Here is a 12,598-nt window from a genome sequence, read left to right as displayed (position 1 = left end):
CTTCGTAACTAATTGAAAATAAAAAAAGCGCAAGAAGAATACCCCTATTCTCCTTGCACTTTTTACTATTATCACAGTGATTAAAGCGTTTACAAATTATTTCAAAATAATTAGTAAATCCATTCATTCATTAATTTTGAGTAGTCAACTAATTCTTCTTCTTTAAAGAAAATAGCAATCTCGCGCTCTGCGCTTTCTAAAGAATCAGAACCATGAATAATATTTTTCGCAACAGTTACACCGAAATCTCCACGAATTGTTCCAGGAGCTGCTTCATGTGGTCTTGTTTTCCCCATCATGTTACGCGCTGTATCTACTACACCTTCACCTTGCCATACCATTGCGAATACAGGTCCAGATGTAATAAAGTCTACTAACTCACCAAAGAAAGGTTTTTCCTTATGCTCAGCGTAGTGTTGTCCAGCAATTTCCGGAGTGACTTGCATTAATTTTGCACCAACTAATTGAAAGCCTTTTTTCTCAAAACGAGCTAGAATTTCCCCAATGAAGGCACGTTGTACACCATCTGGTTTTACCATTAGAAATGTTTTTTCCATAAAAAATCTCTCCACTTCTGAATTATGTATGTAATTGTATATCCCCACACACATATTATCACAATTGTGCAATAGTTTTGAAATAGAGAGATTATTTTATTTTTTAGAATAAACATTAAAATTTTCGTTTTCCAATATACTTTGCAACATTTTGTAATGCGTACTTTGCTTGTCCACGTGGGAGTGGTTTTATTATTTCTAAAGCTTTATGTAAATAACGTTCACTAAACGCAAATGCTTGATCAATTGCTGTACTATTTTTTACAGCATCAATAATTTCTTGCATTTCACTTGCTGTTGTATTTTCGTGTACAGATATGATTTTCTGACGAAGTGCTGGATCTTCCATCGCATATAAAGCAGGAAGTGTAATATTCCCTTGTAGTAAATCTCCGCCAGCAGGTTTTCCAAGTTTCTCTTCTGTGGAAACGAAGTCTAAAATGTCATCAATAATTTGATAAGACATTCCTACAAAATACCCATACCAAAATAAACGATTTACCGTATCACGATTAGCACCAGCAGCAATCGCTCCCAATTGACAACTCGCGGCAATTAATAATGCTGTTTTTCGCTTTATTCTTCTTAAATACGTTCTTAAATTCTGGTCATAATTGTATTTATCTTTAATTTGTTCAATTTCACCTTTACAGACTTCTAAAATAGTATGTGATAACGCTTGATGCGCCTCTGGGATTTCGATGTTTGTTATACATTCAAGAGACTTAGCGAACAGATAGTCCCCTGTATACATCGCAATACGATCTCCCCATTTTGCATTCACAGTCGCACTGCCGCGTCGTAAAAATGCAGCATCAATAACATCATCGTGAACAAGAGAAGCCATATGAATAAGTTCTAACGCAACAGCAACATGCTTAATTGCATCTAACTTATAATCTCCAAATTTCCCTGCAAGCAACACAAATACAGGACGAATTCGCTTCCCACCAGCTTCAATAAGCTGTAATGCTGCCTCTTCTACTAATGGCTGTTCAGAAGCGACTGTCTTTTTTAATTCTTTTTCTATTACATTAATATCCGATCGTAAAAAAGAGTACATAAGTTGTAACTTCATATTGTTCACCTTAACCTAAAACTTCTTTTTTCTATTTTGATTCTGGTTTAATACCTAAATGCATCGCTGCTACCCCAAAAGTAAATGGTTTCACTTGCACACGTTCAAGTCCAGCTTGCTCAAACATTTGAGCCAGTTCTTTCATCCCTGGGAACGTACTAGCAGATTCTTGAAGCCATGAATATTCTTTATAACTTTTCGCAAACATCTTTCCAAATAACGGCATGATATATTTAAAGTATAAAATATACCCTTGTCGAAAACCAATCATTGTTGGTTGAGATGTTTCTAAACAGATTACTTTTCCACCTGGTTTTACTACACGCGTCATTTCTTTTAATACGTGCATATAATCCGGTACGTTACGTAAACCAAACCCAATCGTTACATAATCAAACGTATTATCTTCAAACGGAAGTTCCATTGCATTCCCATGTAGAAGTTCTACTTGTTTTAATTGTAATGCCTCTACCTTTTGCTTACCGACAGATAACATATTTTCACTGAAGTCTAAGCCAACAGCCTTTCCTTGTTCACCTACCGCTTCAGCTAGTGCAATTGTCCAATCTGCGGTTCCACAGCATACATCAAGCGCTTGACTGCCTGGTTGTACATCCATAATTCGCATCGTTTCTTTACGCCACGCTTTATGTCTTTGAAAACTAATTACAGAATTCATCACATCGTATTTATCAGAAATCTTTTCAAATACGTCATGTACTCTTTCTTCTTTTGATTGTTGCATGCTCGTACCTTCTTCCAATGTAAAATTGCTTATGTCTTCTATTTATCCCTTAACACAGAATTTATTTCATTAATGTCTATGTGATTTTCTAAAAATTGTTTTTCTTTCTTTCTCAATTCCATCATCCAACTATTAATCACTACTTCTGCTTTATCCCCTAAAGCATCTTGCATCGCTTGAAAAACAGGTGAATGTTGTTTATCAGCATACAATTGAATTTCTTTTTGAAGGCGATTTCCACCTAATACGTATGTGATAAATGGCTTCCAATGTGATAAATGAAAATGATCACATGTTTTTTGAAGGAGTGCAGACTCAATCGTTACTACGCTTTTCATTATGTCATCCGTCGTTTCATGCGCTTTTTGGTATAACATAATTTTGTGTTCATTTATCTCTTTAATTCCTTCAGCAAGTGCACGAATTAAAACAATATCACGATTCATAGACAATAAATAATAATATAGTCCACTATAGTAATCGCCTGCAAGTACTGTTAATTGACGACATTTATGCGATTCAATCGCTTCCTCGCCTGCTTTATTTGATACCTTTTCATGCGTATCAAGCGCAATTTGTACAAGCATAATCGTTACTACGTAATGCTCAATTTGTTCTATATGTAAGTTTGCACTCTTTAAAGCACCATATAACAATGCTATCTTTTCTTCATCAATAAATGGTTCTTCAATATAGTTTATAAAATAAGGATGGCGTAATTTCTCCATCAATTTCTCTTTTATACCCGCATACCCTCCGTAGATGTCACACACAAAAAATCACCCTTGTTTTCTAATTCATAAAACTTATTATAACACATACACTCTATTTTCTATAACCAAAACTTGGCTACACCTACCATTCATGTAAGCAATTTTTCTAATCTCACTCTGTCTAGCTAAAACTATATCATTTATTTACTAAAAAAAAAAAGAAAAGCAGTTTCCCGCTTTTCTTTACTTCGTTTTAATAAACGATAAAATTTCACTGCGCGCTGCAGCATCATTTTCAAGCACACCACGCACTGCTGTCGTTACTGTTTTCGCACCTGGTTTTTTCACACCACGCATCGTCATACACATATGTTCTGCTTCTACTACTACCATTACACCATGAGGCTCTAGTACTTCCATAATAGAGTTCGCTACTGTTGATGTAATACGTTCTTGCAGTTGTGGACGACGTGCAATTGTATCTACAGTACGAGCTAATTTACTTAACCCTGTCACCTTTCCACCTTGCGGAATATATGCAACGTGAGCAACTCCATAGAATGGAACTAAATGATGCTCACACATCGAATAAAATGGTATATCTTTTACTAGTACAAGCTCTTCGTGATCTTCTCCGAATACTTTATGCAAATGCTCTTTCGGATCTTCATGCATACCTGAGAACACTTCTGCGTACATTTTTGCAACACGTTTTGGTGTATCAAGTACTCCCTCACGATTTGGATCATCCCCAATCGCCTCTAAAATAAGGCGTACTGCATGTTCAATTTGTTCTAAATTAACTTTTGCCATCCGCTAGCCCTCCCGAAAACCTAAAAGTGATACGAACACATTCTAGCATATTTATGTTTTTAAAAGCAAAAAGAAGAGTTCCCAAAAAGGAAACTCTTCTTCCCTGTTAATATGTAAGGATTATTTAACCGCATCTTTTAACGCTTTACCAGGTTTGAATGCAGGTACTTTACTTGCAGCGATTTCAATCTCCTCACCTGTTTGTGGGTTACGACCTTTACGAGCCGCACGCTCACGAACTTCGAAGTTACCGAATCCGATCAGTTGTACTTTATCACCTTGTTTTAAAGCTTCTAAGATAGAATCAAAAACAGCGTCTACTGCTTTTGTTGCGTCCTTTTTAGAAAGGGAACTTGCTTCTGCAACAGCATTGATTAAATCTGTCTTGTTCATGCCATTCACCTCCTCCCAAAGATAAGACTGTATAATGATCATAAAATGAGTCTTACTTTCATTTGTAGGCAATTTTTACAAATTCTATACTACAAAGATGTAGATAAATCATTATCAACGCCTATATTATACGATTCTCCTTTATAATTCAATATTTTTAAGGAAATTGTTACTGTGAAAATGTGAAAATCTGATGAAACTTGACAATTTACAACAATGTATTAGATAATGACTGTTTATTTTTCTATTTTATAATCAAAAAAAACAAAAAATCCCTCTACAATGAGAGGGATTTTTCTTATAGTATAATCGCAATTAATCCGCCAGATCCTTCATTAATAATTCTTTCTAGCGTTTCTTTTAATTTATATCTAGCGTTTTCTGGCATTAAGGATAATTTCGCCTGAATTCCTTCTCGAACAATCGAGCTAAGCGAACGTCCAAATATATCAGAATTCCAAATTGATAACGGGTCATCTTCAAAATCTTGCATTAAATAACGAACTAATTCTTCACTTTGCTTTTCAGTACCAATGATCGGTTCAAACGTTGACTCTACATCTACTTTAATCATATGAATGGATGGCGCTACCGCTTTTAACTTCACACCAAACCTTGAACCGTGACGAATAATTTCTGGCTCATCTAAGCTCATATCTGCTAGCGCAGGCGCTGCTACACCATATCCTGTTTGCTTAACCATACGCAGTGCGTCTGCGACTTGGTCGTATTCTGTTTTCGCATGAGATAAATCGAGCATAAGCTTCAATAAATGATCTTTCCCTCGAATTTCTACCCCTACTACTTCTTTTAAAATCTGATCATATAATTCATCTGGCGCATATAAATCAATCTCCGCCACACCTTGCCCCATATCAATGCCAGCTAAGCTCGCTCGATCAATAAATTCATATTGACTAAACTGCCAAACAACGCGATCCACATCACGAAGACGTTTTATATCCTTCACAGTTTCTTGAACTGCTTCTTGATAACTTTGACGCAACCAATGCCCTTCATTTAGCACCATTACCCAGCTTGGAAGGTTCACATTCACTTCTAATACAGGGAATTCAAATAGCGCTTCACGAAGTACATTATATACATCTGTTTCTCTTAAACTCTCCACACTCATTGCAATAACCGGGATATCATATTCTTCTGATAAACTTTGGCGTAATTGCTCTGTATCTGGATGATACGGCTGTACCGTATTAATTATCATAATGAAAGGTTTTCCTACTTCTTTCAATTCATTTACAACGCGTTCTTCTGCCTCTATATAATCTCTTCTTGGAATTTCACCAATTGTTCCATCTGTTGTAATTACAACACCAATTGTTGAATGTTCTTGAATTACTTTACGCGTGCCGATTTCTGCAGCTTCATGGAATGGAATAGGTTCTTCATACCAAGGGGTATTAATCATGCGCGGGCCATTCTCATCTTCATAGCCCTTCGCTCCTGGAACCGTATATCCAACACAATCTACTAATCGAATATTCACTTCAAGTCCTTCATCTACTTCGATAGAAACCGCTTGGTTTGGAACAAACTTCGGTTCCGTCGTCATAATTGTACGACCAGCAGCACTTTGAGGCAATTCATCCTGCGCTCTTTGACGGTCAGACTCATTCTCAATATTTGGAATAACTACAAGTTCCATAAATTTTTTAATGAATGTTGATTTCCCTGTTCGAACAGCTCCTACAACTCCAAAATAAATATCACCGCCTGTTCGTTCTGCAATATCTTTAAAAATATCTACCTTTTCCAAGTGATTCCCTCCCTCAAAATTTTTGGGAATAATTCCGCGTTTATAGTCAACTAATACCTTCTCTAACGTTGCCTATAATATCTGATATAATATAATGGTATTCTAGAAGTTCGGACAATATATCATATAATTTTGTCCAATTTCATATGACTATTAAAAAATATCTTTTGTTTGCATCGTAAGTTGTATAACATAAAAAACCTTTCTTCTAGAACTTATTCACTAAAAGAAAGGTTCATGACTTATGATTTTAAAAAAATTGGTTCTCCGTCCTTTACTGTGTACGGTAAAGAATAAGCTGGTACAAACGGGGAACCTTTCGAAAGTATATTTCGAATATCTTCTCCCTCCGTAAACTGCCCTTCATTTTTTTTCAAAGCGTCATATAAGTCGATTCTATAATCAACAAAAACTTCTCCTTTTTCATTAATTACAAAAGGAAGCCCTTTACCAGAATATGGACTTGTCACTTGTGGCACATCTTTATATCCTAGTTTTTTGAAATCCAATTCATATACACCATCTGAAATTACTTTTTTAAAAGGTGGATATTGATGTTCATCACGATACATCCTAAGCTTTAAAGATAATTCCTGAATTTGTTCAGCCATCCTAACATCAATTAACTTTACTGTTGGATTTGTTTCAACGTCTATTAATACGTATTGATATACTCCTCCACTTTCATATGCATTTCCTGGCGCTTCTTGTATGTAACGCGGGGCAATCTGTTGAAAATCGATTGGATACTTTTGATAAATAGGTGTACTCATATCCCTCGTCTTAATTGGCAATATCCCATCATTTTGCTCCTTAAATGTCACAACAGCTTTTTGAACAACCTGCAGCTGATCTTCATAAGGAACCGCATTTTGCTTCATATTTTCTTTCGGATACAGACACCCCGTTAAAAGGCTCATACAACAAAATATTAAAATAATATGGACTTTTTTCACTAGCATCACCTTTTCATACTAATATAACTTGCTCCGTATGTAGTATTTTCGAGACCATTCCATTTACTGCTGTACAGGTCCACTAAATACAACAAGAAAAATAACAATTCCTGACACAACCATAAGGGTGTACGCTACTAACGCTGTAATCCCTTTCAAGAATTTATTCTTTATTTTATGTCTACTTAATAAAATAAAGCTTACTGCAAAAAACATAAATCCAATTGCCCCTAAAGCCAGCCACATTTTCATAAGCCCTTCTGACATATACACACCCCTTTTTATTAATCTATTTTTATACTATTTTAACAAATTAAAATCTTTAAACAAATACAAAAAGAACATTTTACTACAAATTACGAATATGTAACTTTAATCAATAGGTTTTTCAGTATTTTCCACCAATCTAGATAAAAATAAAACCGAAGCGATTGTATCTCTCGCTTCGGTTGACCAAATATGCCCAAAAACAGCTCTATTCCCATTCTTTCATGGCTATCATATGCAATCTACAAACTCTTTGTTTCTCATAATTTATTTTTTAAACATTTTGCTTAACGAGCCAAAATCTGCTGGCATATTATTATTAATAATCGCTTTTACAATTTGATCCTCTTGCTCTTTCGGCACTTCACGTCCCGCCATAAGAGCCACTTGATGAATTAATTGACGAAGTACAGTTTCATCACGTAAATTCGCATTTTGCACGGATGATGCTAATTTAAAAATATCCTCTTTATTTACTTTCGCTTCCTTCTCAATATTATTAAAAATGTTATTATCCATTCTTTTCACCCTCTCCTCAAGTTACTCTTCATCCTATGCAAAAATAAAAAAATGGTGAAAAGACCCATAAAATAAAAAAGCGACAGAAGTACGAATGTACTTCTGTCGCTTTTCTTTACAGTAAGTCAGGTATAGCTTCCACTTCATGTTTTCGAACACGTCCCATCAATGAGCCTACCGCATCTTTTACGTTATTTCCATTGAACAGCACGTCATATAAAGCAGCTGTAATCGGCATTTCAACTTCCATTTTCTCTGCCAATTCATGAGCAGCTTTCGTTGTTCTTACACCTTCCACAACCATACCCATGCTTTCTAACACTTCTTCTAAAGAGTATCCTTTTCCAAGCATATTTCCAGCACGCCAATTTCGACTATGAACACTTGTACAAGTTACAATTAAGTCTCCCATACCAGTTAGACCAGCAAACGTTAACGGATTCCCGCCCATTTTTCTTCCTAAACGAGCAATCTCTGTTAAACCACGTGTCATTAATGCCGCTTTTGCATTATCACCTAATCCAAGACCATCAGTTATACCAGCAGCTAATGCGATAATATTTTTTAACGCACCACCAAGTTCAACTCCAACGATATCTGGATTTGTGTATACACGGAAATAACTATTCATAAATAAATCTTGTACTTCCTCAGCCGCTTCCATACGCTTTGCTGCAGACGTAACTGTTGTCGCTTGTCGTAAACCAACTTCTTCAGCATGACTCGGTCCAGACAATACAACAACATCTTTAATTAAGTTCTCTGGAATTTCTTCCTCGATCACTTCCGAAATACGTTTTGACGTACCAGGTTCAATCCCTTTACTCGCATGAATCCAAGTAATCGGTTCTGTAACAATTTCTTTCATCTCTTGTAATACATCTCTGTACGCTTTCGTCGGTACTACTAGCAGTACTGTATTTACATCTACTAATGCTTCTTCTAAAGAAGAGTAGGCTACGATTGTGCTTGGCAATGTAATGCCTGGAAGATATCGACTATTCTCATGTTTCGTATTCATTTCATCCATAAGTTCTGAGCGATTTCCCCAAATACGTACATCATGTCCATTGTCAGCTAATACCATCGCTAACGCTGTTCCCCAGCTACCTGCTCCTACTACTGTGATTTTTGTCATAAAATCACATCCTCTCCATTAGTCTCTTGCTCGAGCGATAATGTGAATCGGCGTTCCTACAAAACCGAACGCTTCACGTAAACGATTCTTTAAGAAGCGCTCATATGAAAAGTGCATTAATTCTGTATCGTTTACAAACACAACAAATGTCGGTGGTTTTACCGCAACCTGTGTCGCATAGAAGATTTTCAGACGGCTACCATTATGAGTCGGTGTTGGATTCATCGCTACCGCATCCATAATTACATCGTTTAATACGTTTGTTTGTACACGGATGCTATGGCTTTCATTTACCTCATTGATAACCGGTAATAACGTTTGTGTACGTTTTTTCGTTTTTGCAGATAAGAATACAATCGGCGCATAATCCAAGAATTGGAAATGAGCACGGATATTTTCTTCAAATGCTTTCATTGTTTTTTCATCTTTTTTCACTGCATCCCATTTGTTTACAACGATAATAACAGCTCGTCCTGAATCATGAGCATATCCAGCGATTTTTTTATCTTGCTCAATAATTCCTTCTTCTCCGTCTAAAACAACTAAAACAACGTCAGAACGTTCAATTGCTCTAAGTGCACGAAGTACACTATACTTTTCTGTACTTTCATATACTTTTCCTTTTTTACGCATACCAGCTGTATCAATGATTACATAATCTTGATCATCTTTACTATATGGTGTATCGACAGCATCACGCGTCGTTCCTGCGATATTACTTACAATTACACGTTCTTGACCAAGAAGTGCATTTACAAGCGATGATTTCCCTACATTTGGACGTCCAATTAAAGAGAAACGGATTGTTTCATCGTCATACGCCTCTTCTTCAATCTTTGGAAAATGATTTGCAGCTTCATCTAACAAATCACCAAGCCCTAAACCGTGTGTACCTGAAATCGGGAATGGCTCGCCAAATCCTAATGAATAAAAATCATAAATATCACTACGCATTTCTGGATTATCAACTTTATTTACCGCAAGTACAATTGGTTTTTTAGAACGATACAAAATTTTAGCAACTTCTTCATCCGCTGCAGTTACACCATCGCGACCATTCGTCATAAAAATGATAACATCTGCTTCATCAATCGCAACTTCCGCCTGTTGACGAATTTGTGTCAAGAACGGCTCGTCTCCAATATCAATTCCACCTGTATCAATAATGTTAAACTCATGATTTAACCATTCTCCCGCACTATAAATACGGTCTCGAGTTATACCTGGGATATCTTCTACGATTGAAACTCTTTCTCCAACTATTCTATTGAAAATAGTAGATTTTCCTACGTTCGGGCGGCCTACTATTGCTATTACTGGTTTCGGCATATACTTTCATCCTTTCAACTTGCTTCTGTTTATTATGTAAAAAACCCTTCTTTGTGCAAGAAGGGATTTGCATTCCAGAATATTTCTCAACGTATCAAAACACCTCACATTATAACACACGTTCCTAATGTTTCACAATAATATATACATTCTCTTGTAAGCGATGTGCAATACCATCTAAAATTGCCTCTAAATTATTTGCAACAAATTCTAGTTCCTCCATCGACTCACAAACAAATAAAGGAGCACCACCTGCAAATTTTTCTGGCGCTGTTGTAATAACTGCCAGGATAACGCTTTCTAACATCATCTCTTATCTCCCCTTCCTTTCGGGGCTTCCGATGACATATGGACAGCACTTTCTAACGTTGGTACATTTCCTATGACACTTATCGCTTTCTCTGCATCTTGATCTTGCGGTAAGACAAAGATTCCAACCCTGCCATCCTCTAAATCACGCTTTGCTAACGGTACAAGCGCTGGTGTACCAGAATCTCTATAAATCCCTAACGCCACCGAAACATCGTGTAAAATAGCTTGTCGTTGCCCTAAATTTGAGATTGTAACCATCGCATCAATTGATTTCGGTTTTAAAATAAACCCCATGCCATATTTCATAATCTCTTCTTGCCTCGCCGGCAATCCAATATTCATAATATAAATATTATCAATATACAGTCCTGCCCCTTCAAAACGAAGCGGAACGTGCTCAATTTCAACAAGATCATGTAGCCTTTTTCCAGACATTAATTTTTTCGCAATAAAAAATGCGATTATAGCCATAATTACTCCAGCAATCCATGAACGGAATCCTATATACGCAAACGTCGTTGCAAACGACGTTAACATCGCCAAATAGTTGCGACTTTCAAAAACCAATGCAATTCCTTCAATATATGTATTTCCACGCGGTACGAGCTCATATCCATCTAATTGTTGAAGCGTATTTCTTTCCATATTACGTACATCACGAAATTGTGTTGCTGCTAACGTAAGAAATGTAATGGCAGAAAAATCTTTTTTCAAAATAGACGGGATTGCAATCGCTCCTAAAGCTGCTGCAATTAACCCCATTGCAATATGAATAATTTTCCCATGCAGCCTCGTCGGATATTGCCGCGTATCCGTCCGAAGCATTAACAACCTTGTAACTGTACCCGCTATTACGCCGCATAAAATGGCTGGTGTATATTCAGTCATGTATTACCCTCGCCTTTCTTTTACGTGTTTTTCTCTTAAACTGTTCCATGTATACTGATGCTTTTGCAATCCAAAACAATACTGCCATGAATAATGTAGAAACGGCGACGATATCAAAAAATGCTAAACTACCGTAATCATATGGAAAATTCAATTTCCGAAAAATAAATGTCACTAGCAACTCTCCTTGTAACATCCCTACATATAGGGAACATAATCGTAATATGCGATCCCCATGCAATAACACCGATGCATACACAAGAGCACTACTTAGCAGAAACACTCTATCCACCACAATCCAAATCGGATCATATACCTCTAACAGATGAAAACTTGTATATAACATTGCAATAATAAGTGCCGAAAGTAAGCTATATAATTTTTTCCAAACAGAATATAGCGTGATCCCTATAAAAGAAATAATACAAAGTAAAAGAGCATTTACTGATACCATGAATGAGGCAATCGTTACATGTAACGGAGAGCAAATTATAAAAATCAATATACAAGCGCCTAACTTCCACCGAATAGGGTCCTTTTTCATAAAAAAGGTTACGACAATCCACCCTATCCAAGCTATAAAATAAAAAGTACTTCCATCCATCAACTTCACCTCCTATGTTTTCCATTATGGGAACTTTTTATGAAAGTTAATCCATTTTATTTACGCATAGTTTTTTCTTATAACAGCAACACTTTTAACAAGGAGGTGTTATTCATTATGGGTAAAGATCGCCAAGAACGAAAACTGCGAGAATCGCGCCGCGTTGAATCTGATCGTAATCAATCACTACAGTATCCAGGTGCAACTGGACTTGATACACCAGAGCAGGCTCGAAAACAAAACCAGCACTAATCAACACAAAAAGACGGTTTCGATATTGTACGAAACCGTCTTTTACATAATCATTTTAATGATTTTTATTTATATTGAAATAATATTTTGTGTACTATATCCTCCTATCACTTCTTTTTACCTCCACCTATTTTCCTTAGAAAATCAAGCCCTCTCCAAAAATCTAGTAACTAATCATCTTCATTTTTTAACCTTTTTTCAATTACAATTTTTATAAAATTATATTTTTATAAAATACCAATTCCATTTTATATTAC

Annotated in this window: 16 protein-coding genes; 1 reads left to right on the top strand and 15 read right to left on the bottom strand. The window is 36.1% G+C overall.

The genetic code is table 11. From position 1 onward, the window contains the following. Window positions 1-110: 110 nt before the first annotated feature. The 15 genes from ndk to C4S65_RS26530 all read right to left on the bottom strand — a co-directional run bounded on the left by ndk (window position 111) and on the right by C4S65_RS26530 (window position 12,089). Window positions 111-557 carry a nucleoside-diphosphate kinase gene (ndk, locus tag C4S65_RS26600; protein WP_000415878.1) on the bottom strand — a complete coding sequence of 149 codons (447 nt, stop codon included), beginning with the start codon at window positions 555-557 and terminating at the stop codon, window positions 111-113. A 115-nt stretch (window positions 558-672) separates the two neighbouring features. Beyond that, on the bottom strand, window positions 673-1,635 hold the full coding sequence (hepT, locus tag C4S65_RS26595; protein WP_000776072.1) for a heptaprenyl diphosphate synthase component II: 963 nt from the start codon (window positions 1,633-1,635) through the stop codon (window positions 673-675). Between the two features lie 31 nt (window positions 1,636-1,666). Continuing rightward, the gene (menG, locus tag C4S65_RS26590) at window positions 1,667-2,380 is read right to left on the bottom strand and encodes a 2-heptaprenyl-1,4-naphthoquinone methyltransferase (RefSeq protein ID WP_001187672.1); all 714 of its coding nucleotides are present in this window, start codon (window positions 2,378-2,380) and stop codon (window positions 1,667-1,669) included. Window positions 2,381-2,418: 38 nt separating this feature from the next. Next, the gene (locus C4S65_RS26585) at window positions 2,419-3,153 is read right to left on the bottom strand and encodes a heptaprenyl diphosphate synthase component 1 (RefSeq protein WP_000332840.1); all 735 of its coding nucleotides are present in this window, start codon (window positions 3,151-3,153) and stop codon (window positions 2,419-2,421) included. 183 nt (window positions 3,154-3,336) lie between these two features. Then, entirely contained in the window at window positions 3,337-3,906 is a 570-nt protein-coding gene (gene folE / locus C4S65_RS26580; protein ID WP_001151482.1) for a GTP cyclohydrolase I FolE, read from the bottom strand. A 120-nt stretch (window positions 3,907-4,026) separates the two neighbouring features. After that, window positions 4,027-4,299 carry an HU family DNA-binding protein gene (locus C4S65_RS26575; protein ID WP_001043860.1) on the bottom strand — a complete coding sequence of 91 codons (273 nt, stop codon included), beginning with the start codon at window positions 4,297-4,299 and terminating at the stop codon, window positions 4,027-4,029. A 298-nt stretch (window positions 4,300-4,597) separates the two neighbouring features. Then, the gene (gene spoIVA / locus C4S65_RS26570) at window positions 4,598-6,076 is read right to left on the bottom strand and encodes a stage IV sporulation protein A (protein WP_000416521.1); all 1,479 of its coding nucleotides are present in this window, start codon (window positions 6,074-6,076) and stop codon (window positions 4,598-4,600) included. Between the two features lie 242 nt (window positions 6,077-6,318). After that, on the bottom strand, window positions 6,319-7,032 hold the full coding sequence (locus tag C4S65_RS26565; protein ID WP_000755479.1) for a hypothetical protein: 714 nt from the start codon (window positions 7,030-7,032) through the stop codon (window positions 6,319-6,321). Between the two features lie 63 nt (window positions 7,033-7,095). Continuing rightward, window positions 7,096-7,299 (bottom strand): DUF2768 domain-containing protein, encoded by a 204-nt coding sequence (locus C4S65_RS26560; protein WP_001289005.1) that lies wholly within the window; start codon window positions 7,297-7,299, stop codon window positions 7,096-7,098. 267 nt (window positions 7,300-7,566) lie between these two features. Then, window positions 7,567-7,818: a stage VI sporulation protein F gene (locus C4S65_RS26555; RefSeq protein ID WP_000369753.1), complete on the bottom strand. Its 252-nt coding sequence runs from the start codon at window positions 7,816-7,818 to the stop codon at window positions 7,567-7,569. A gap of 115 nt (window positions 7,819-7,933) precedes the next feature. After that, window positions 7,934-8,956: an NAD(P)H-dependent glycerol-3-phosphate dehydrogenase gene (locus tag C4S65_RS26550; protein ID WP_000161784.1), complete on the bottom strand. Its 1,023-nt coding sequence runs from the start codon at window positions 8,954-8,956 to the stop codon at window positions 7,934-7,936. Window positions 8,957-8,974: 18 nt separating this feature from the next. Next, entirely contained in the window at window positions 8,975-10,285 is a 1,311-nt protein-coding gene (gene engA, locus C4S65_RS26545) for a ribosome-associated GTPase EngA (RefSeq protein ID WP_001125890.1), read from the bottom strand. A 124-nt stretch (window positions 10,286-10,409) separates the two neighbouring features. Further along, entirely contained in the window at window positions 10,410-10,595 is a 186-nt protein-coding gene (locus tag C4S65_RS26540; RefSeq protein ID WP_000979048.1) for a hypothetical protein, read from the bottom strand. Continuing rightward, window positions 10,592-11,485, bottom strand: coding sequence for a YIEGIA family protein (locus C4S65_RS26535; protein WP_000141589.1), 894 nt, complete (start codon window positions 11,483-11,485; stop codon window positions 10,592-10,594). Before C4S65_RS26535 ends, C4S65_RS26540 begins: the two co-directional genes overlap by 4 nt. Then, the gene (locus tag C4S65_RS26530; protein WP_097820771.1) at window positions 11,478-12,089 is read right to left on the bottom strand and encodes a hypothetical protein; all 612 of its coding nucleotides are present in this window, start codon (window positions 12,087-12,089) and stop codon (window positions 11,478-11,480) included. Before C4S65_RS26530 ends, C4S65_RS26535 begins: the two co-directional genes overlap by 8 nt. 117 nt (window positions 12,090-12,206) lie before the next feature. On the opposite strand from C4S65_RS26530, the gene C4S65_RS34090 reads away from it, so the two are divergent. Continuing rightward, on the top strand, window positions 12,207-12,341 hold the full coding sequence (locus C4S65_RS34090) for a YpzI family protein (RefSeq protein ID WP_000513902.1): 135 nt from the start codon (window positions 12,207-12,209) through the stop codon (window positions 12,339-12,341). Window positions 12,342-12,598: the final 257 nt, after the last annotated feature.

The sequence above is a fragment of the Bacillus sp. ok061 genome (assembly GCF_900108285.1).
GTDB classification, from domain to species: domain Bacteria; phylum Bacillota; class Bacilli; order Bacillales; family Bacillaceae_G; genus Bacillus_A; species Bacillus_A thuringiensis_S.
This window is presented reverse-complemented; position numbering and strand designations above follow the sequence as displayed.